Source organism: Limosilactobacillus sp. C0001E2, from assembly GCF_056590915.1.
Map to the genome: position 1 here is coordinate 84,357 of NZ_JBWPXC010000005.1, position 21,884 is coordinate 106,240.

General features: G+C 39.7%; 24 protein-coding genes. 4 read left to right on the forward strand and 20 right to left on the reverse strand.

What is annotated here, in order from left to right:
• Positions 1-16 precede the first annotated feature (16 nt).
• The 12 genes from holA to AC1EKL_RS06730 all read right to left on the reverse strand — a co-directional run bounded on the left by holA (position 17) and on the right by AC1EKL_RS06730 (position 11,178).
• The gene (gene holA / locus AC1EKL_RS06675; protein ID WP_480190255.1) at positions 17-1,045 is read right to left on the reverse strand and encodes a DNA polymerase III subunit delta; all 1,029 of its coding nucleotides are present in this window, start codon (positions 1,043-1,045) and stop codon (positions 17-19) included.
• Positions 1,033-3,219: a DNA internalization-related competence protein ComEC/Rec2 gene (locus tag AC1EKL_RS06680; protein ID WP_480190256.1), complete on the reverse strand. Its 2,187-nt coding sequence runs from the start codon at positions 3,217-3,219 to the stop codon at positions 1,033-1,035. Before AC1EKL_RS06680 ends, holA begins: the two co-directional genes overlap by 13 nt.
• A 56-nt stretch (positions 3,220-3,275) precedes the next feature.
• Positions 3,276-3,764 (reverse strand): ComE operon protein 2, encoded by a 489-nt coding sequence (locus AC1EKL_RS06685; RefSeq protein WP_480189542.1) that lies wholly within the window; start codon positions 3,762-3,764, stop codon positions 3,276-3,278.
• Between the two features lie 54 nt (positions 3,765-3,818).
• Positions 3,819-4,451, reverse strand: a complete 633-nt coding sequence (locus AC1EKL_RS06690) for a helix-hairpin-helix domain-containing protein (protein ID WP_480189541.1) — start codon at positions 4,449-4,451, stop codon at positions 3,819-3,821.
• 65 nt (positions 4,452-4,516) lie between these two features.
• Positions 4,517-5,569 carry a SepM family pheromone-processing serine protease gene (locus AC1EKL_RS06695; RefSeq protein WP_480189540.1) on the reverse strand — a complete coding sequence of 351 codons (1,053 nt, stop codon included), beginning with the start codon at positions 5,567-5,569 and terminating at the stop codon, positions 4,517-4,519.
• Positions 5,553-6,074 (reverse strand): pantetheine-phosphate adenylyltransferase, encoded by a 522-nt coding sequence (gene coaD / locus AC1EKL_RS06700; protein WP_464465425.1) that lies wholly within the window; start codon positions 6,072-6,074, stop codon positions 5,553-5,555. Before coaD ends, AC1EKL_RS06695 begins: the two co-directional genes overlap by 17 nt.
• Positions 6,074-6,637, reverse strand: coding sequence for a 16S rRNA (guanine(966)-N(2))-methyltransferase RsmD (gene rsmD / locus AC1EKL_RS06705; RefSeq protein WP_480189539.1), 564 nt, complete (start codon positions 6,635-6,637; stop codon positions 6,074-6,076). Before rsmD ends, coaD begins: the two co-directional genes overlap by 1 nt.
• Before the next feature lie 112 nt (positions 6,638-6,749).
• Positions 6,750-6,932 carry a DUF2129 domain-containing protein gene (locus AC1EKL_RS06710; RefSeq protein WP_480189538.1) on the reverse strand — a complete coding sequence of 61 codons (183 nt, stop codon included), beginning with the start codon at positions 6,930-6,932 and terminating at the stop codon, positions 6,750-6,752.
• Between the two features lie 10 nt (positions 6,933-6,942).
• Complete coding sequence (locus tag AC1EKL_RS06715; protein WP_480189537.1) at positions 6,943-8,088, reverse strand: FtsW/RodA/SpoVE family cell cycle protein; 1,146 nt, start codon at positions 8,086-8,088, stop codon at positions 6,943-6,945.
• A 113-nt stretch (positions 8,089-8,201) separates the two neighbouring features.
• Positions 8,202-10,046 carry a translational GTPase TypA gene (gene typA, locus AC1EKL_RS06720; protein ID WP_480189536.1) on the reverse strand — a complete coding sequence of 615 codons (1,845 nt, stop codon included), beginning with the start codon at positions 10,044-10,046 and terminating at the stop codon, positions 8,202-8,204.
• Positions 10,047-10,124: 78 nt separating this feature from the next.
• Positions 10,125-10,889 (reverse strand): inositol monophosphatase family protein, encoded by a 765-nt coding sequence (locus tag AC1EKL_RS06725; protein ID WP_480189535.1) that lies wholly within the window; start codon positions 10,887-10,889, stop codon positions 10,125-10,127.
• Positions 10,890-10,893: 4 nt separating this feature from the next.
• Positions 10,894-11,178 (reverse strand): UPF0223 family protein, encoded by a 285-nt coding sequence (locus AC1EKL_RS06730; RefSeq protein ID WP_480189534.1) that lies wholly within the window; start codon positions 11,176-11,178, stop codon positions 10,894-10,896.
• Positions 11,179-11,301: 123 nt separating this feature from the next.
• Between AC1EKL_RS06730 and def the strand changes: the two genes are divergently transcribed.
• The gene (gene def, locus AC1EKL_RS06735) at positions 11,302-11,862 is read left to right on the forward strand and encodes a peptide deformylase (RefSeq protein ID WP_480189533.1); all 561 of its coding nucleotides are present in this window, start codon (positions 11,302-11,304) and stop codon (positions 11,860-11,862) included.
• 26 nt (positions 11,863-11,888) lie between these two features.
• Here def and AC1EKL_RS06740 read toward each other — a convergent pair whose 3' ends face one another.
• Positions 11,889-12,365 carry a hypothetical protein gene (locus tag AC1EKL_RS06740; RefSeq protein ID WP_480189532.1) on the reverse strand — a complete coding sequence of 159 codons (477 nt, stop codon included), beginning with the start codon at positions 12,363-12,365 and terminating at the stop codon, positions 11,889-11,891.
• A gap of 128 nt (positions 12,366-12,493) precedes the next feature.
• Between AC1EKL_RS06740 and AC1EKL_RS06745 the strand changes: the two genes are divergently transcribed.
• From AC1EKL_RS06745 to AC1EKL_RS06755, 3 genes are all read left to right on the forward strand, one after another.
• The gene (locus AC1EKL_RS06745) at positions 12,494-12,706 is read left to right on the forward strand and encodes a DNA-directed RNA polymerase subunit epsilon (protein ID WP_006915774.1); all 213 of its coding nucleotides are present in this window, start codon (positions 12,494-12,496) and stop codon (positions 12,704-12,706) included.
• A 71-nt stretch (positions 12,707-12,777) separates the two neighbouring features.
• A complete protein-coding gene (locus AC1EKL_RS06750) occupies positions 12,778-13,737 on the forward strand; it encodes a diacylglycerol/lipid kinase family protein (protein ID WP_480189531.1) in 960 nt (319 codons plus the stop codon).
• A 257-nt stretch (positions 13,738-13,994) separates the two neighbouring features.
• A complete protein-coding gene (locus AC1EKL_RS06755) occupies positions 13,995-14,417 on the forward strand; it encodes an ArsC/Spx/MgsR family protein (protein WP_464465428.1) in 423 nt (140 codons plus the stop codon).
• A gap of 48 nt (positions 14,418-14,465) precedes the next feature.
• Here AC1EKL_RS06755 and AC1EKL_RS06760 read toward each other — a convergent pair whose 3' ends face one another.
• The 7 genes from AC1EKL_RS06760 to AC1EKL_RS06790 all read right to left on the reverse strand — a co-directional run bounded on the left by AC1EKL_RS06760 (position 14,466) and on the right by AC1EKL_RS06790 (position 21,875).
• A complete protein-coding gene (locus AC1EKL_RS06760) occupies positions 14,466-15,437 on the reverse strand; it encodes a ribose-phosphate diphosphokinase (protein ID WP_480189530.1) in 972 nt (323 codons plus the stop codon).
• Positions 15,438-15,522: 85 nt separating this feature from the next.
• Positions 15,523-18,024, reverse strand: a complete 2,502-nt coding sequence (gene recD2 / locus AC1EKL_RS06765; RefSeq protein WP_480189529.1) for an SF1B family DNA helicase RecD2 — start codon at positions 18,022-18,024, stop codon at positions 15,523-15,525.
• A gap of 85 nt (positions 18,025-18,109) precedes the next feature.
• Positions 18,110-18,793, reverse strand: a complete 684-nt coding sequence (locus AC1EKL_RS06770) for a tetratricopeptide repeat protein (RefSeq protein ID WP_480189528.1) — start codon at positions 18,791-18,793, stop codon at positions 18,110-18,112.
• Positions 18,794-18,806: 13 nt separating this feature from the next.
• A complete protein-coding gene (locus AC1EKL_RS06775; protein ID WP_480189527.1) occupies positions 18,807-19,463 on the reverse strand; it encodes a histidine phosphatase family protein in 657 nt (218 codons plus the stop codon).
• Between the two features lie 126 nt (positions 19,464-19,589).
• Positions 19,590-20,723, reverse strand: a complete 1,134-nt coding sequence (gene mnmA, locus AC1EKL_RS06780; RefSeq protein WP_480190257.1) for a tRNA 2-thiouridine(34) synthase MnmA — start codon at positions 20,721-20,723, stop codon at positions 19,590-19,592.
• Positions 20,724-20,832: 109 nt separating this feature from the next.
• Complete coding sequence (locus AC1EKL_RS06785; protein ID WP_480189526.1) at positions 20,833-21,174, reverse strand: cysteine desulfurase; 342 nt, start codon at positions 21,172-21,174, stop codon at positions 20,833-20,835.
• Complete coding sequence (locus AC1EKL_RS06790; protein ID WP_480189525.1) at positions 21,174-21,875, reverse strand: 5'-methylthioadenosine/adenosylhomocysteine nucleosidase; 702 nt, start codon at positions 21,873-21,875, stop codon at positions 21,174-21,176. The genes AC1EKL_RS06785 and AC1EKL_RS06790 overlap by 1 nt, the downstream gene beginning before the upstream one ends.
• Positions 21,876-21,884 lie beyond the last annotated feature (9 nt).

A 21,884-nucleotide genomic window follows, 5' to 3' on the forward strand; every position in this document is an offset into this window, starting at 1 on the left:
TTACCCGGTTCTTTTATTATTTCCTTACCTGCTGAGAATACTGGAGCATGAATAAATGGAATAATAATTCTGGTGAACGACTCGTCGTCTTTAACGCTCGCTCGCAGCGAATCAGTCCTAGATACGCATTCATTAAATCCGTTAATGAAAATTTCCGAACCATTTGTAACCCTAATTTGACGCGGTACGGATGAACGTTTAACCGCTTTGCTAAAGTGCCTTGGCTAAGGCCACGGGCACTTAAAATCTTCAACTGTAATAACAACCGGAATTGACTAACCAAAACTGCATTAATTTGCAGCGGTTGTTGCTCACTATCTAGCAATTGACGGTATAAATCTAGCGACTGCGTTTGCTGATGATTTAAAACCGCCGTTACCAAATCAAAAACATTGCTATCTAATGACTGTGGAACTAACTTCTTAACCGATGCCATCGTGATTTCTTGATCATGGTAGTTAAGAATCATTAACTTTTTCAAATTAGCAACCATCAAGCTGTAATCGGCATTAGTTCTTTTTACCAATTCGTCTAAGGCCCCTGGTGCAAACTGAAAACCAGCAGCTGAAACCTGTGTTTTAATATTTTCGCGTGCTAATTGTTCGTTTAGTGGCTGAACTTCAACGGTGACTGCTTCTTTCTTTAATTCTTTAACAACTCCTTTGCGTCCATCAAGTTTCTCATATGGTGCCATAATGACCAAGATTGTCGACAATTGAGGATGAGTTAAATAGTTTTTTAATAATTCAGGGTTTTGTTTCACCTTTCCCTTTTCTCCACCAGTGGTTAAAAAAGCTGGCTTGTTTAAAAAAACTAATCGTCTTTCACCAAAAAAGGGTGCTGACATTGCGTCATCCAAAGCTGTGGAAAGCGATTCTTCTTCCAAATCATAAGAGCCCACATTCATCACACGTTCTTCCTTGGGAACTAAATTTAAAAACGCTTTTTTAGCCTTTGCCATCATTACAGATTGCGTACCTAATACAAGGTAAACAGGGGCTGCTGCAGCAGTTTTTAGTTGTTTTTTAAGGGTCAATGCATCCAAGCAAATTCATCTCCTTTTAATGTCGTTTGAAATTTTCCTTTTTGATGACAATAACTATATTTTATCATTCCATAATCTTGCGTGGACCAAAATGGAATTTTCAGCTGATTCAACGTCGTAATCGTTTCTGGATTAGGATGCCCATAGCGGTTTCGTCGGCCTGCAGAAATAATCGCTAACTTTGGATCCAATTGCCGCAAATAGTATTCATCACTAGAAGTTTTACTCCCATGATGGCCAAGCTTAACGACATCTGCTTTGATTTTTGGATACTCTTTAACAATTTGACGTTCGCCTGCTTTACCTAAATCACCACTAAAAATAAATGTCCGGCCGCCGAATCGTCCATATAAGACTAATGAGTCTTCATTTTTACCCTCGCCCACTCCAAATGGATGGAGAATTTGGAGTTTTGTATTAACTAATTCGAACTGATTAGTCATAGGCAAAATTTTAATATCAGCTGGAATTTGATTTGTTAGTTTCGGTAACTTTTCCATTCCGGCTGGTACCACAATTTTTTTGACCGTTAATTCCCGACAAATTGTCGCGACATTGCCAATATGATCATCATCACGATGACTTAAGAAAAGTAGATCCAAACGATGGATGCCCCTACTTTTCAAATAATTAACACTAATCCGTTGGGCATCGTTATCCTGATAGTGAGCTTGTTTCCAGTGGGGAACCTTAAACTGTGGTCGACCTCCAGTATCAATCATCACAATCCGCCGATTAAACGGTTCACGAATTAAAATTGAGTCACCTTGTCCGATATCAAAAAAGGTAACTTCACCCGTTAAAGGGTAACGATACCAGATCAAGGTGATAGCATACGTCAGGATAATGATCCATCTTAACAACTTCTGTCGCTTTACCCCCGCAATTGCAAGAATACTGGAAACTACTAACCAAAATGTCAGTACAGTATTCAACTTACCAAATACCAATGTTCCAGGCAGATTGGCTAACCATTGAATAACACGTTGAAAATATAGCAATCCCCCATTTCCCAGTAAAACTACAAGAGGACACACCTTACCCATTAAGGCGCAGATCAACACCAATGGAATAATAACCAATGAAAATAATGGAATCATCAACCAATTAATCACAATTGTTAGCAAATGAACTTGATAAGTTGCATTTAAAATAACTGGTAAGCTAACAATGGTCAGCCCAATGGTTTGATGCAATTTGCTCTGCCACTTAATCCGCTGAAGTGTAAACGATAGCAAATAGCTTAATCGTCCACCTAAATTCAATAATATCCCGGGAGCGATTACAAGCTGAATTATTAAACTGAGTGACCAACTATCTAAATGGCGTAGTTTAGGAAATAATTGAGCAAATAATCCCAATTCCATCATTAACACGGCCCGCGTTAAACTAATTGAACTACCACCTATAATCCAATAAATTGGAAGAATTATTATCTGGCAACCTGTTATCCATTCTTTGGCGATATTTAATGTGTTCAAAAAGCGCCGAACTAAATTGCATAAAACGGTAACATGCAATCCCGATAAACAAAATAAATGGATAATCCCCAGAACTTTAACTTGACGAAGCATTTCGCCAAATTCTTCATCATTAATTCCCAGTAATAGGCGATTACAGAACAACCCTAACGGCTGGGGAAATGACCTGAAATAATGTAATAAACAACACCGCCAGTAATGTAAATAATCTATCTTCCTCATTGGGAGAATCTTGATGCTCACACAGTCTCCCCGCAAACTTTTCACAACTGCTTGCGAGTAGTAAAAACGTTGCGGATTAAATTGATTTTCATTTGTCGCTGGTTTGAGTGGTTCGACAGTGCCACGGATCTTTAATTGAATAGGCGTACTGGCAGATTTTAAACAATCTAGTTGATGACGAGACGAAAATACCACTGTTACAATATATCGCTGACCATCATCTGCTCTGCTAACTACCCGCATTCGATTACCATTAACTCTTATTCGGTCTGGTAAAACTTTAATAATCCGTTCGGTTTCAAATGCTGATTGCACCCTTTGGTGATTAGCAATCTTTATTATTCGCGCGCAATTTCCACCAACCATCAGCAAAACAATTACCGTTAAACAGAACGTTTTCCAAGCGCGTCGGTACAAAATTCCAAATAATAAAATTAATAGTAGTGCAATGCACCACCACAATTGTGCCAATAAGATTGCACTGAATAGGCTTCCAGCAATCGCTGCATAGAATATAGAATTCCTGATTAGTTTCGGTCATCCGGATAAATATACTGATCCAGATTAACTTCCTCAAGAATATTTGAATCTAACCTAATTTGGTGTAATTTAACATTTTTAAGACGAATGAGTTTCATTGCGTATTCATCATTATGATAATTACGTAAATAATTAATTTGCTTAATACCAGCTTGGAGAAGACTTTTTGTACATTGCAAACAAGGAAAATCTGTAACATACAAAACGGCCCCATCTGTTGGGGTCCCAAACTTAGCACATTGTAATAATGCATTCATTTCTGCATGAATGGTACGGACGCAGTGACCATCTCGCATGTAACAACCAACATCAATACAATGATCATCACCTGCGACGGCCCCATTATAACCACTACCAATAATTCGCTTATCGCGCACCAAGATTGCCCCTACCGACAGCCGACGACAAGTTCCTCGTGACGCAACAAGACCAGCTTGAACCATGAAGTATTGATCCCAATCAATTCGCTTTTTCATTCTCCATCCCCCTTTTTGTTGTTAAGTATACCAAATTCTTGATTATCCATCAGATTAGACTGCTAATTGATCTTTTAATTTTGCAACGGTTTTCTCACCAAATCCAGTAATATTCTTTAAATCATCTGGTGTTTTAAAGCCACCATGTTCATTTCGATATTCTAAAATCTTATCTGCTTTCTTATCACCAACCCCATCAATTTTAGTTAGTTCTTCTTTAGTGGCGGTATTTAAATTAACTTTCGTGGATGAAGATAAATTATTATCACTCCCTAGTGGGTCACCCAACGGAAGCACTTGTTCACCGAAACGTGGAATTTGAATTACCTGTTGGTCTAATAATTCCTTAGCTAAATTAACCTGATTTAAGTCAGCCTGACTTGTACTACCACCAGCTGCGGCAATCGCCTCTTCCACACGTGAGCCTTTCAATAAATGATAAACACCTGGGCGGTTAACAGCGCCTTTAATGTCAATACACACCTTGCTGCCCTTTTTCGCTTGGGTACTGGCCACCGCCTTTTTCTTTGCCAGCTCTGGTTGAACTGGTAACCGATCGGTTGGCTGTTTCGTGAAACCGGCAGAATGCGTCAACATAAGTAAAATTAAAGTTACCACTAATCCGCCAACGATTAACAGTCGCCAATGTAACCAACAAAATTCTTTTATTTTTTCTATTTTAATCACCCCCCTATAATATAGAGACGAAAAAAAGTTTTTTCCATTAAAAAAAGTGATGAATTATAAATTCATCACTTAGTATGATTTTCAAGATAATTGACAGCATCTTTAAAACTCGTTACTGGAATAACTTTCATCCCCGGAGCATATTTTTTGGCTGTTGCTTTGGCCATTTGATAATTCGTTTGGTGCCCCTCTTCATACTTCAGCAATAGCTTGGAAGGCTTAACATAAGGAGCAAAGAAAATCTTCGCACCAGCGCGGTGAGCAGCCACAACCTTTTTATCAATTCCACCAATTTCACCAACCGTACCATCACGATTAATTGTCCCAGTACCTGCTATTTTCTGGCCATGTCGTAAGTCACGTCCACTAATTTGCTGATAGATTTGTAAAGCAAACATCAATCCACCAGATGGACCACCAAGCCTTCCCGGATCAACATTTACCTTTGGCCTAGTATGGACCTTTGTATTATCAGTTAAGATAATGCCAATTCCCACGCGTGAATTAGTAATCTTCACCAATGGTGCCGTTGCTGTCCGTTGCTTATTATTGTGCAAATAAGTGACCGTTAATGAGCTGCCGAGCTTTTGTTTACCAATATATTTTTGATAACCATGGGCCGTATCAAAATGATGACCATTAACTTTGGTAATCGTATCCCCAACTTTAATTTTACCCTTAAATTTAGAATCCTTTTGCACTTGCAGAACATAAATTCCTAAATAATCAGTTTTGACTGGACGATGATCCGCTTTAAAAGCGACCGCAATGGCTTGATTAACTGCACTTTGCATATAAAAATCTTGAACCCGGTCAAATGTTTTGCCACTTTGTCCGCCAGTGACATCTTGGGCATTCTCAATCGTTGTGTTAGGGGTTAGTTTAGCCCACAAATACGTTACCGGCCGCGCCTGTTGTAAATAGACGGAAGTAATCATAAAACTTCCCTTCCGCTTATCTGGATGCCCCGGAATTGTGACATACGATTTTAGATTGTCAGCACTACCAGGACTTTCAATATATTTATTTAGCGGCCAAAAAACAAACCATCCCAAGAAGAGTACGACGGCGACCGCCGCGAAAACTCGACGTAATATTCGTTTATCTTCTTTTTTCATTATGTTTCTTCACCTGTCTCATTTGTCGCTCATCGAGTCGCTTCTCAAGAGCGGCATTAATGTTTGCGGGAAGATAGGCCGAAATATCGCCTCCCGCCATTGTGACCTCTTTAAGTAAACTACTTGAAAGGTGTTGATACTTAGGATCAGCTAAGAAAAAGACTGTTTCAACCTGATCATCCAAAAACTGGTTCATTGTTGCTATATCTCGTTCGTATTCAAAGTCTTTCGAATTACGTAGTCCGCGCATCAAATAGTCAGCACCAATCTTATTCATTAAATCAACCGTGAGTCCTTGACTTGTGATTACCGAGACATTATCTAGGCCGGCAACCGCTTCTTTAACCTGTTTTAGCCGTTCATCAAGTGTAAATAATGGGTGCTTACTTTCATTAGCCATCACTGCAACCGCCAACTGATCAAATAACGCACTTCCCCGCTTGATCAGGTCAAGGTGACCAAGGGTTAATGGATCAAAACTTCCCGGAAAAACTGCAACTTTCATTATTCACGTGCCCCCTGATATTGGTAAATTGTCAGAACTGTAATTCCATATTCATGTTGACGAAAGAGTTGGAACCCAGTCAAATCGGTTGGTAAACCAGCCTCCTGATTTGTCTCACATACCACTAGAGCGTTCGGCCTCAATAGCTCCTGATCAACCATCTTTTGAATATCCTTAATGATCTGCTGCTTCGCATATGGCGGATCTAAAAAAACAAGATCAAACTGCTTCCCTTGTTCAGCAAATATATGGAGTGCTTTATGCGCATCCTGTTTTAATACAGTAAATTGTTGTTCACAATGTGTAAATGCAACATTCTGCTTAATTGTTTTAATCGCCGCGTATTGACGATCAACAATGTCAGCATGCTCAATGCCTCTTGAAACGGCTTCAATACTAAGTCCGCCACTGCCACCATATAAATCTAAGCTTTGACCACCATCAAAGCATGGTCCGATAATATTAAACAATGATTCTTTAACCTTATCAGTCGTCGGCCGCGTCGCCATCCCCGGAACCGCATTGAGCCGTCGACCACGAAATTTACCTGAAACTACCCGCATTCCTAATCATCCTCATCGTTCTTTTTGTACACGCCGGTATTTGCCAAACGAAAAACAGTTGGATCAATATTTGGCCACTCTGAGAGTTCCACTCCCGTCACATTGTGGAGAGCTAAAATTTTTTCTTCACTTCTTCAATCTTGAATTGATCAACATATAAAATTACGTAATGTAATCGTCTAGAATAATACATTATATGACCATAACGGCGAAGACGACGGAGAACGTGTGCATTATTAATATAGATAACCAACCCTTGACGATCTGTAATCTTGAATAATTTTTTCGTTTCCATCTTTTACTCCCTAGTTATGTTGACGATACAGCCGGCTTACATTGAGAACTAAACCAATCGCCGCACTCAACACTAACATACTCGAACCACCATAAGAAATAAATGGTAACGTCACCCCAGTAATCGGTAACAGTCCTGAAACACCACCAATATTGAAGAAGGTTTCCACAGCAATAAAAGTGGCAACACCATAACACAGTAGTGCCTGATATAACGAATTAACCCGTACACCTAATTGAATCGTTCGACAAACGATAATCATCATTAAAATTAAAATTGCGGCAACCATCAGCCAACCCATCTCTTCACTAATGATCGCTAAAATAAAGTCAGTATTGGGTTCTGGAAGGTACCCCATCTTCTGAATACTATTACCCAAGCCAACACCAGTTAATCCACCATTCGAAATCGCATAGTAGGAGTTAACCAGTTGATTGCCAACCCCACTATTATTACCAAATGGATTAATATAGGCAACAAAACGGTTTACTTGGTAACCATGAAAGTGATTAACAATAAAGCGTGCAAAAAGTGGTAAGCCAATCACAATGGCAGCCAAAAATGCTAGCAAAAGTTGCACCCCTTTGCGCCAATTAATTTCACTACCAAGAAACATCACAATCACAATAGCACTATTGATCGCAAAACCACCAAAATCTGGTTGAATCAAAATTAAAATTAAGAGCAACGCCGTAATAATTAATGGGTAGCGTGTACTCCAAATATTGTAAACACCAGCCTGTTCATTATAGTGTGCAAACTGATTTGCTAAATAAACAATCAAAAACAATTTAGCAATTTCTGCTGGTTGAATACTGAAGAAACCAAGGTTAATCCATCCCTGAGCCCCGTTCACAGCTGCCCCAAATATTTTTACATATAATAACATTACTAAGAGCACAGCAAAAAAAATCATTAATAACCGCGAGTGGCGGAGAATCGCCAATCGCATCATTGCTACCACCATAGCAATCGTAATCCCCATGACTACAAAAATGGCCTGACGAATTAAGTACCCAGTTGGTGACCCCCCGTTTTGCATTTCAATACCAGCACTCGCTGAATACACCATAATAATACCGATAATACATAACCCTAAATAGGGAAACGCAATCCAGGGATCAAGTTGTTTGATTTTTCTTAACACTTTTTGCATTGTAGTCCTCACTCACAAAGAAATTAACAAAAAATATTATACACCACTTATTTCTTCAAAGTTGCTTTCTAAAATAAATGAGGCTGAGCAAATCCCAGCCTCATTAAAATAGTTTACTTTCGTGATGCTGCTTTACGACGTTTAGCAGCCTTTTCACGTGCATTCGTATTCAAAATGTGCTTCCGCAAACGAATATTTTCTGGAGTGACTTCGCAGTACTCATCTTCATTCAAGAATTCCAGTGACTCTTCCAAAGTGAAGTGAGTTGGCGTCTTAATCCGTGCCATTTCATCAGAACCAGCGGCCCGCACGTTCGTTAAGTTCTTACCCTTTGTGATGTTGACAGTGATATCGTTTTCACGACTGTTTTCACCGACAATCATTCCTTCGTAGACTTCCGTACCTGGATCAATTAACAAAGTCCCACGGCTTTCAATTCCCATCATTGCATAAGTGGTTGCCTTACCGGCATTCATGGAAACCAGGGTTCCCTTTTGTCGACCAGGGTTCCAGTTCTTAATTACCGGAGCATATTTTTCAAAAGTATGACTCATAATTCCGTATCCACGCGTAATTGACATGAACTCAGTTGAGTACCCAATTAACCCCCGTGAAGGAACGAGGTAAGTCAGACGGGTTTGACCATTATTGTCAGGTTCCATGTTCTTCATTTCACCCTTACGCTTATTTAAGCTATCAATAATTGATCCGGTGTATTCATCAGGCGTATCAACAATAACTTCTTCAAATGGTTCACACATTACACCGTCAATTTCACGATAGATAACTTCTGGACGAGATACTGATAATTCGTAACCTTCCCGACGTAAAGTTTCAATCAGAATAGAGAGGTGCAATTCACCACGTCCAGATACTGTCCATGCTCCAGGATCATCCGTGTTTTCAACCTTCAGCGAAACATCAGTTTGCATTTCACGCTTCAAACGATCTTCCAATTGACGAGCAGTCACGAACTTACCTTCGCGACCCGCAAATGGTGAATCATTAGTCCGGAAAGTCATCCGCAATGTTGGCGGATCAATCCGTAATGGAGTAATTGCTTCCGGATGGTTAGGATCAGTAACCGTTTCACCAACGTTGATGTCTTCCATTCCCGAAACGGCAATTAAGTCTCCAGCTTCAGCTTCTTGAATTTCTTCACGCTTCAAACCGAAGAACCCAAATAATTTAGTAACTCGGAAATTCTTTTTAGATCCATCAAGCTTCATCAGTGTAACATTATCACCGATCTTGATCTTACCACGGAAAACCCGGCCAATCCCAATCCGACCAACAAAGTCATTGTAATCAAGAATTGCCACTTGAAACTGAAGTGGTTCATCTGAATTATCAACTGGAGCGGGAATTGTCTTGACAATGGTATCAAATAATGGCTTCATGGTGTGTTCTTGAGTAGAAACATCGGAATCGTAACTAGATGTCCCATTCATTGCAGAAGTGTAAATAACAGGGAAATCAAGTTGGTCTTCATCTGCCCCTAGTTCAATAAAGAGGTCAAGAACTTCATCAACTACTTCTTCTGGACGAGCACCCTTCCGGTCAACTTTGTTAATCACAACGATTGGTGTCAAGTGTTGTTCCAAAGCCTTCTTTAAAACAAACCGCGTTTGAGGCATTGTCCCTTCAAAAGCATCAACGACCAAAAGAACTCCGTCAACCATCTTCATAACCCGTTCAACTTCACCACCGAAGTCGGCGTGACCTGGAGTATCCAAGATGTTAAATTGATATTTACCATACTTCACTGCGGTATTCTTTGAAAGAATCGTAATTCCCCGTTCACGTTCAATGGCGTTAGTATCCATTGCCCGATCTTGAATATCAAAGTGTTCTGGTAAAGTATCAGATTGCTTCAGCATTTCATTTAGCAAAGTGGTCTTACCGTGGTCAACGTGTGCAATGATCGCAATATTACGAATATCATCACGTGATTTCATGCTTAATCTTCCTTTCGAAACTTAGTAATTTAATATGATTTCATAAAAAAACTGTGACCTTCGTCACAGTATCAACGGCTAATTCACAAGTTCCAAAACATCATCTGTAACCTGCTTTGTCGCTACCAATACAAGGTTAGATGATAGCACATCGACGCTCTGCTCGTCAATTCCTTTCACAACTAATCCTAGTTCTTTTGCTAGAACCATTCCAGCTGCTAAATCCCACGGCTTTAAGTATGAAAGGTAACCGCCAATTCGTCCAGTTACCACGTAAATCATCTCAATGCCGGCACTTCCATACATTCGTAAACCACGCGCTTGGCGTTCAACTTCACGAACATTATGACCACCATCAATAGTCAATCCTGCATTGACAACCATTAAGCTATCATGAAGATTATTATTAGCTGGAGCATTAATTTTCTGATCGTTAACAAATACTCCCGCACCATTACCGCCATGATACAATTCGCCATTCATAACATCCATAATGTAGCCATAGGTTGGCTTACCATCGACATAAAGTGCCACCATAATGGCAAAATTACGGTGTTGCATAACGAAATTCATTGTTCCATCAATCGGATCGACGATAAAAACATGCCCATTCAGTGATTTAACTTGGTCGCCATACCCCTCTTCACTAATAATCTGGGCTGTCGAATCAATTTTTCGTAACTGTTGATTTAAATACTGTTCATTCTCCTTATCAACAGTTGTCACCAAATCTTTATAGCTTGTTTTCAGATCAACATCATAGGATTCTTTCATCCGCTGTAGAGTACGTTTTTGAATATCCCACATTAAATCTTGAACTCGTTGGTCAATTTCTGATAGCATCATCCTACCCCCGTGCTAGCTTAATAATATTTTGCTTGCTATTTTGTGCAGCTTTGATTACATCATACAATTGATAACCACTTACCGCATAAAAATTTCGCCCCAATTGCTTTTCCTCTGATTTGGCTGGCACGATTTTTTTAAATTCACGGTATGATTTTAGAAGAGTTGAACGTGCTACTCCGCTTTCATAGGCAGCTTCAACATTATTTAATAAACCAATCACCGTCTCCAGCTCTGTAGTTGTCCAGCTTGGGTCAATTGGATACGAATAATTACCATTTACCATATTATCCACCTCTATTTTTTATTATTTTACCATTCTTCTTTTGAAATGACGTCTTAGTTTTAATGCAACCATGAAATATTTTGTGATAGACTTATATATTAAAGAAGTTTGGAGGTAAAAGAATTGTTTTTAATGAAAGATATTGTGCGTGATGGCGACCCTGTGCTTCGCCAACGTGCCGCTAAAGTTTCATTTCCCTTAACCGACGAGGAACGAGAATTTGCTCATCAGCTAATGGAATATCTTGAAGTTAGTCAAGATCCTGAACTATGTAAAAAATACGGGCTCCGTGCTGGTGTTGGCTTAGCCGCACCACAAGTTGGGGTCTCAAAACAAATGGCTTCAGTCCTTGTTCCGGCAGATGAGGAAGGCGGTAAACCACAATTTAAGGATGTCATCATTAATCCAGTCATCGTTAGTGAATCTGTACAATATGGTGCACTAACCGAAGGTGAAGGATGCCTTTCCGTGGATAAAGATATTCCTGGTTACGTGCCGCGTCATGATCGAATTACGCTGAAATATCAAGACGTGGATGGTGAAACACATAAAATCCGTTTAAAGCACTATCCAGCGATTGTTTGTCAGCATGAAATCGATCATCTCCGCGGGGTTCTTTTCTATGACCATATTAACAAAGAACATCCATTTGAAGCGCCAAAAGATACGGTGCTATTTGGCTAAAAGGGATTGGCGAATGCCAATCCCTTTTATGATTCCTGCAACTTGCGCAGGTCATGAACATATTCATAGGATGCTTCATTTATTAAATAAGTTACATCCATATGAAACTGCTTTTTTCCTTGCCACCAATCCGTAATTTTAAAAGCCTGTTGAGCTTGCGAATAATATTCAATGGCACGTTGGTGGGCAACTTCATTTATTCGTCGTTCCAATCCGTCACGGGAAATTATTTTATCCCCCAGTTGTTTTTCTGATGTCAAATTAACGTTATACTCAAAGGAAAAGACCCCTTTCCCCCAAATATCTGAAACTAATTTAGACGTACGATCACAATAATCCAAACCAACTTCTTCGTCCAACACCTTAAATACCACCGCATCAGTAATCTTCTGTGCTCGCTGCCGAACAATCAGGGTCGCTCGTCGAATCAAAAAGCGATGAACCACTTCATAAAGTACACCAACAATGATTACAGCAATAATAATGATCCACACTAAAGACATCCAAATTCTCCCTCAATTAATTATTTATTATCAGGATACCACACTCGGGCGACAGCTCTTAGATTTTGTGCTAAAATAAATTGGTATTTAAACGTTATTCAAATAACTTAAAGGAGACTTATACATTTATGACTTTCAAAGTTTATTTCCAGCCTAGCCAAAAGACTACTCCACGTCGGGAAAACACTCGTTCCCTATATTTAGAAGCGGCATCTGAGGCGGAAGCTCGGCAATTAGTTGAAAATAATACTGAATACAATATTGAATATATAGAATTATTAGATGAAAAATCGCTAGAATATGAAAAGCAAAACGCCGATTTTAAGATCACCAAATTCTAGTAAGATCTTTTTCTGGATAACCGGGACGTTTTACTCGCCCCGGTTTTTCATTTTTGAAGGGAAGATAAGCAATGCAGTATTCATTCATTATTAATCCGCATGCCCATAGCGGACAGGCTCAGGCAACCTGGTCCCAATTAAAAAATTATCTCGATACCAACAATATTGAATACCATAGTGATTTCACTCGTTACCCTGGTCACGCTACCGAGATTGCTAGCCAATTTGCCAATCAACCAACTCAAGATATGGTGATAATAGCAGTCGGTGGTGATGGTACCGTTGATGAAGTCATTAATGGTTTATACAATCATGAGCGACCAAAAATTATTAATCAAATTCCCGTCGCTATTATCCCAGCTGGCTGGCAAAACCAATTTGCAAAAGCACTGGGTATTCAGTCTCAACCAGTGGATGCATTTCAGCAAATTCGCGTTACAAGTGAACCCACGACCATCAATATTGGTCATTATCATGAAAGCATTAAAGATGAGGATGGCTACTTCATTAATACTTGGGGGTTAGGATTCGATGCGGCACTCCTCAGTCATCGGAATGGTTTGAAAAAAGGTCAACGTAAAATGGGCCCCCTATCATTCATGCGTAATGCGGGATCAATTCTCTACAATCAGCAACCATATTCATTAATGGTTCAGGAAAAGCAGCGACATTTACTTTTCGCTAACAACTTCATTTCAACCTGCTTTAATTTCTTACCAGAAGGTTCCCGTCAACAACGCTATCAGTCATTATTGAAGCCAGAACTCGCTTTGCTAATCATCGAACAACGAAATTGGCTCCTTACCTTTTGGACACTTTGTCTTCTCATAACAGGCCACATCACAAAATCCAGATGGGCTCATTTTATAACCGCTAAACAGTTCCACTACACGACTTCTTCGCTTGAATTTGTTCAAAAAGACGGTATTGAATTAGGAAACCGCTTTGTAGACGTCACAGTGGAGAGCGTTCCTTGTCATATTTGGCAAACTAATTCTGCAAATACCAAATCAATTGATAAAAATAATTAAGGTCCTTAATAAAAACTTAAACTCAAGTTCGATTACCTTAATTTCTGAATGAGGGCAAAACTTCAGTAGTCATAAAGCTTATGATGGCAACGTTTCTAACTAATTACGGAGCAGTGATATTCACTGCTCCGTTTCATTTTTGTTTTGATGACCAAAACCTCTTTATAAACTTTTATTAAACAATCACCGTAATGATCGTTTAATAGATAAATATTGGTAAAATGATTATAAATGATTTAGTAATCGAGGTGTAAGTATTGGTATATCTTTATTTTCATACAAATGATCCTTCGAAAAGAAAAGCGATTCGGTGGTTCCGTGATCATAAAATTCCAGTAATGGAGAGAAATATTGAAAAACAACCACTGACTGCTGACGAAGTTCTCCATTTACTTAGCATCTCGTTAAACGGCACTGAAGATTTAATTTCCCTTCGTTCACGGGATACGAAAGCTCTGAAAATGGATCGCCCTAGCGTAACCATCAATGAATTCACAGCAGCTGTTCAAACCAGTCCACGAATCTTAAAAAACCCAATTATTTTTGACACTAACAAGCTCATAACAGGATTTGATCAGGAGAAAATGGGCATTTTTATTCCGCAAAGTGAACGACGTTTAGAGCTCTCCGAATTGCTTGCCAAGTTTACCCATCCGCAAGGGCATATTAAACTAGCCTAAAACAACCTTCAGACTTCAAAAGTCTGAAGGTTGTTTTTTTCTCTAGATTTAATGAAATAGTGTTTGCAATGATTGTTGATTGTGAACCCGCGCAATCGCTTCTTTAATCAAATCAGAAACTGTTAATTCAACAATCTTTGACGAACGCTTTGCCTGCGGAATCAAGATAGAATCAGTCACCAGCATTTGCTTGATTGGCGATTGTTCAATTCGCTCCACAGCACCAGCTGAGAGGACAGGATGTGTTGCAACACCATAAATTTCTTGTGCACCCTCATGCTTTAACAACTCCGCAGAATTAGCAATCCGGGTACCGGTATCAACAATATCATCTACAATAATGGCAACTTTACCTTTCACATCACCAATTAGCGCCTCTGGCATTCGTTCGGCTGTATGCAAACGGTTTGAATTATCACGTTTATCAACGATGGCAATTGGTACTCCACCCATATGCTCAGCAAAACGCCGCACTAAAGAAACTCCAGCATGGTCTGGCGCAACAATGACAACATTTTCGTTCAAATGATGTGCTTTTAAGTAATCAACAAACGTCATCGCAGCACGTAAGTGATCTACCGGAATATCAAAGAAACCTTGCACTTGCGGTGCATGTAAGTCGATTGTGATCAACCGATCAATTTTATCATCTTGTAATAAATTAGCAACCAATTTGGCTGTAATGGGTTCCCGAGAACGAGCTTTACGGTCCTGACGAGCATAACCATAGTAAGGCATGACCACGTTAATCTTCTTGGCACTAGCCCGACGAAGTGCATCAACCATAATGAGTAATTCCATCAGGTTCGTGTTAACAGGATCCGAAACGGATTGAATTACATATACCTCTTGTCCACGGACACTTTCGTTGACCACCACCGAGATTTCACCATCTTCAAAATGACTCACGGTACATTTACTTAATGGAATTCCTAACTTCTGTGAAATTTTTTCCGCTAACGGCTGATTGGAATTTAAAGCAAATAATTTAACGTCTTTTGCATTCTTTATTTCTGTCATTTTTCAATCCTTCCGCCAAAATCGTGGTTAATATATAACGTTTCATTCTTATTATTGCAGGGTCTGTCTAACATTTCAATATGAATTAAAAATCACTAGGTTTAACTCCAGCCATACCAATCATTGGATCAATGAGCTTTTCTTCAATCGCCTGTGGAGTTAGCTTAGCAACAACTGGTTGCTCATTCTCATCAACCTGGTCTGTCTGTTTACGGGACTCCTCTTTTTCATTCGAAGTGTCTACGGTAATTTCATTTTTCAATACCATGTTGATCCGTTTAGTTAATGTTGTTTGCCGGTACTTAGTTGGTGATTCCGCACAGTTAACGAAGGCTTGTGGACTACCAACCATTAGTAACGCTTGGGAAGAACGGGTAACAGCAGTATATAGCAGATTTCTGTGCATAATAGTTGGGATTCCTGGCCGTCTTGGAAAATAATCATCGGTCATGATAATAATCACCACCGGCGCCTGACTTCCCTGTGCTTTATGAATCGTCATACAATAGGCCAATTGGAGAGCATTAATTTCATTCAGTCGTAAATACTCTACTTCTACACCATCAAAATCAACCACAACTTTCTGCTTAGCAACAGCTTTTTGCGCACCATGAATGACATTTTGTCCTTCAATTGTTTTGATAATTCCCAAATCACCATTAAAAACATTTTTATCCGGATCATTAACCGTCTGCATGACTTTATCGCCCACTCGTAAAATACGGCTACCAAGTTGAATCGCAGGCTTTGTTGGCTTATCTGGATTTAAAGTTGCCTGTAAAACACGATTAATATTAACCGTCCCGGCAACCCCACCGTGGATAGGGGCTAAAATTTGAATATCCATAATTGGAACGTTATGTTTATCATGATAAAGCTTTACTGCTTGCGTAATTAACTGCGGAATATTGTTTAAACCCGCGTAAATAAATTGACGATGCGCATACTGATTGACCTGTTCAGGAGCAAACAGTTCCTGAGTTACGGTTCCCTCATTAATCCGGTGTGCCAATGGAATAATTGAAGAATGGCTGGATTGTCGATAAATGTGTTTAAGCCGTCGTTGGGGAATCTCTTCAGCGGCTAATAAATCATAGAAAACTTGGCCTGGACCAACAGATGGTAACTGATCACAATCCCCCACTAACACAAGATGGGTTCCAGGATTAACTGCAGATATTAGGGCCGTAAATAACGCTAAACTGGTCATTGACATTTCATCGACGATTAATAATTTGGCATCTAGCGGATCAAAGTCCATTTGCATTAGCTGGTCATCATTGATATCAGCAGTTAATCCCAGTAAACGGTGAATGGTACTTGCTTCAATCCCCGTTACCGAATTGATTTGCTTGGCCGCCCGTCCTGTTGGCGCCACCAACATGATATCTTCTTCACTTAATTTCGGATGTAATTTCAAGTAAGTTTCAACCAGTCCGTTAACAATTGTTGTCTTACCCGTGCCTGGACCTCCAGTGAGTAGCATGACTGGTGATTCTAAGGCCTCTTTAATGGCAGACGTTTGGACCTGATCGTACTGATAACCTTTGTCCGCTTCAATTTCACTAATCGCCTGTTGAAAGTACTGTTGATCGACTGGATGATCATCAAAAACGTGCATTAGTTCTGCAAGTTTTTGGGCAATTTTCCATTCAGCATTATAAAATGCCGTCTCATAAATATACTGAGAATCCTCGATTTGAATTTGATCTTGGTCAACCAATTTGTTTAACTGTTGGTTAAAATTTGCTTGGTCAAGTTGATAATTTAAACATCGATTAGTGGCAGTAAACAAATCAGTCTGCGAGGCATAGTTTCCCCCTTGTCGATATATAAGCTCCTTTAATGAGTATAGAATTGCTCCTTGCAAACGCCTGGAATCACCTGGGGTAATCGAGTAAAAGCGCCGAGCAATTTGATCCACGTTCTGAAAAGTAATACCATCGGTAAACAAATCAATTGCGATCCGATAAGGATCTTGACCTATTTTGGTTAAGGTTTGAACACCATATTGATCAAAAATCAAATTAACCTGTCGCTCGTTAAAACCAAATTGTTGTAGTTTTTTAATGATTTGACCAGTTGAGTTTCCAAAATCTAATTTAGTAAAAAATTCTATTAACTTCTGACGATCATTTTCACTAATTTCAGGAATTTCAGCTAAGCATTCAGGCTTATCAAGAACAATATTCATTGCTTGACCACCTAAGGCATCAAAGACAAGACGACTACTCTTTCTTGGGTGTGCTAGATGAACATTATGGTACTTTAAGTATGTTACTAGCTGACCACTTGACTGTGGCATCACAACGTGACACCCGGTACTAGCAAACTGCAGCCCATAACGTTGATCATCCACGACCCGGCCCTCAAACTCATACCGGTCGCCTTCCACAATTTCTCCCAACTGTCCCTTAACCGTAATACTTTCTTGATCCCATTCAAAATTAGCATCTTCTACAGATACTGATAAAATCCGAAAAAGACCACGTTCAAAAATCAGGACCTTAACCGTGCCGATAAATGAAGTTGGCCCAGTTGTGGTCACCCCATCAAGATGCTGAACTGGCTGATAATATTCTGCCATTTAAATCTCTCCTCCTGATTTTTGCTTTAAAAATAGAAAAAAGTCATTAACAAAGGATGTGCCTCCACCAATGACTTCTCATCATCTATTTAGATTGTGGTTTGTTGATCTTTTGCAAAGCGCGTTGAATGTCCACAATCTTTTGCTTGCTTTTTTGGTAGTAATCTAAATCAAGCTGTTGTGCCTGATCAAAGTACTTTTCAAATGGTTCATCTAATGCCATTGCTACTAGTCCACGGTTGAACTGTGTATCTGCTCGTCCTGGATGGTGCAGTAAGATTTGATCATAATACTGCTTGGCCTTGGTAAATTCACCTAACGCCAACATGGAATCACCTAACGCTTGGTTAATTTCTGGATCATCCGCAGACAAATCATACGCAGTTAAACCATACGCAACTGCTTGCTTATACTGTTTCTTCTTCATGTAACTTTGCGCCAGCATCAGGTAAGCATCCGCTTTTAATTTATCATCATTAATCTTATTATATAGCTTGATTGCTTCATCAATTTTGCCAACGGTGTAATACAAATTACCTAACCCATATTGCAAAAAGTTAATAGCCCGTTCATCACCGCGTTGCTCAAAAATTCCTAAAGCCTTCTGGAATAATTCTTCCGCTTGGATATAATCATTTAAGCGCGTTAATAACGAACCTAGATCATAATAATTATTAAACTTATTTGGCTCTTCATCAATGGCTTTAACCAGCCGATGTACTAATTGCTCACTTTGCTGTTTTTGTTCTTCTTGTCGTTCATTGGCCATTTTAATCACCTCATCAAATTGTATCGGTCGGATCAACACTGGTCTTATGAAGATAAGAAGTGTCATTCCATTTTTCAAGCTGATAATCTTTGCCATCAGTTGTTTGCAAAATCGTGGTCGATGTATTACTCAATCCGCCCCGATCTTTTAAATGATTCATCGGAACTTTTAACAACCCATTAATCGCCGCATTGAGTGCCGCACCGTGAGATACCACTACAATATTGCCATTGGGAAATTGTTGCACATAATCATGCACTGCTGCACCAACCCGGTTAATGACTGATTCAAAGCTCTCACTCTTAACCACTTCAGGATCATACTTATCCGGATGATGACGGAAATTATCCAAGACTTCTGGCCACCGATCAGCAACTGCGGAAAATTTCATTCCCTCCATTAAACCTAAATTAAATTCTGCTAAACGCGAATCAATGGTTAATGGAATTGGCCGATCCAAAGCTTCAATTAATTTTTTAGCAGTAGTTTTTGCACGGGGAAGCGGACTCGAAAAAACATGGGCGATGTTAACCGCTGCTAAAGAATGGGCTAACAACTTAATCTCATGATAACTTTCTGGCAACAGTGGTGAATCCCCATGGGCGCCTTGATACTTAGCAGCAAGGTTCCACTGTGTCTTTCCATGTCTAATAAAAAATATTCTCGTCATTTTCTCACCATGCAATTACGAAATTTTACTTAGTCTTATCATAACAAAAAAAACGGGCTGATGACGACTTTTTATCTAATTTATTTAGTAAAAAAGAGACCAGCCATAAATCCAGTCTCCCAATTATTAAATATACTGCAATTGCCGTTCATGACTGAATGCCCGATCAATGATCGCACTTCCTAGACATTCCTGACCATCATAAAAGACCACTGCTTGACCTGGAGTAATTGCACGTGCCGGATCATCAAACGTCACCGTCACCTTAGTTTCATCATCACTTATATCAACGGTAACTCCTTCGTCAACCTGACGATAGCGGAACTTAGCAGTACAGTGGAAATGGTGACCATAGCGACTTACCACATCGTCGACCCAGTGAATATCGCTCGCTTCAAGGTGAGTGGCGTACAGGTGCGGATTACTATAACCTTGACCAACAATAAGGACATTGCGCTTAATATCCTTACCAATTACGAACCATGGCTCATTGCTCTCTTTATTACCACCAAGACCTAATCCACGTCGCTGACCAATCGTATAATACATTAAACCTGCATGTTCGCCAACAACCTTTCCATCAATGGTTTCCATCTTACCAGGTTGTGCAGGAAGATATTGACTAAGGAATTCACGAAAATGACCATCCTCACCAATAAAGCAAATCCCTACCGAGTCTTTCTTATCCGCAACTGCTAAACCAGCTTCCTTCGCAATTTGACGAATCTCCGGCTTAGTGTAATTTACTAATGGAAACATCACATGATCCAATTGTTCATGATCTAACTGACTTAAAAAGTAGGTTTGATCCTTATGTTGATCCTTAGCTCGCATCAGATGCATATTGCCATCCGCATCACGCTTTAAGTCTGCGTAATGACCAGTTGCGACGTAATCAGCCCCTAACTGGTTGGCATATTCAATAAAAGCCTTAAATTTTATTTCCTTATTGCAAATAACGTCCGGGTTTGGTGTCCGCCCCTTTTTATATTCAGCAATAAAGTACTTAAAAACGCGATCCCAGTATTCCTTTTCAAAATTAACCGAGTAATATGGGATCCCAATTTGGGTTGCCACCTTGGCAACATCCTTATAATCCTCGGTCGCGGTACAAACGCCATTTTCATCAGTGTCATCCCAATTTTTCATGAAAACACCCACGACGTCGTATCCTTGCCGCTTCAATAGCAGTGCAGTAACAGATGAGTCAACTCCACCACTCATTCCGACAACTACTCGTGTATGACTATTATCAGCCATGCAAATCACCATCATTTCTAAATAGATTCTGGATCCATCTACGATTGAAGGTCGCATGTCCAGTATTTTTTATTATAACAAACGTTCCATTGATGGTCACTGGTTTTACTTACTTTTTGTCAAAGATACCGCGCTCAACCATTTCATTTAAAATAAAATGGAGTTGAGTAACGAATTCATCCTTTCGAGCTTGCGTAAAAATATTAACGTTACTGAGTCCGTTCGTACTTACCGTTGACATCTTAAACCCAGTTAAATCATCGTTGACCGTGATCTGTAATCGCGCAAATGGTTTAAAAGGTGATTGCCGATCAAGAGAACCTAAATAACGATAATTTTCCCGCTTGGTTCGCTCAAAACCTAGATCAATTAACGTATACTCCCTAATACGATCGCTTATTTGATAGGCATCTGAGTCACCAGCTAATTGGACTGTTCTTTGAAATTCCATTATGCTGCCTTCTTTAATTCATCAAATAATTCTAATAGCATCTTTGCGGATCGCTGACCAGCTTGAATAATAAATTCATCAAAACTAACTCCCGCATCTTCGTCACCAGTATCGGACATGGCCCGAACTACTACGTAAGGGACACCATGATCACTGGCAACTTGACCAACTGCTGCGCCTTCCATCTCAGCTGACAAAGCATCTGGGAAATAATGTTTAATTTTCGCAATAGCGTCCTTGCTAGCAACGAACTGGTCTCCAGAAACGATTAATCCCTTTTCAATCTTTAAGCCGGTCTTTTCACCAGCCTTTGCCAGTGCATCCCCCCACTTTTGGGAAGCGGCAAAGCGAGCCGGTTTACCTGGTAACTGACCATAAACATAATCAAAAGCCCGGGCATCTGCGTCATGATATGCCGTTTCAGTTGAAATCACAATATCACCAACATGCTGGTGCTCACCAATTCCACCAGCCGACCCAGAATTAATGACAACATCGGCACCAAAATCAGTAATTAAATGTTCTGTCGTAATTCCTGCCTCTACCTTGCCAATTCCTGATTCAACCAGCACAACTGATTGATCGCTGATCGTTCCTTCAAAGTATTTCTTACCACCAATTTCATTAATTTTCTCGTTTTCTAGATGGCTTAACAACTCTTTTAATTCCTCTGGCATCGCACAAATAATTCCAAATTTCATTTTATTTCT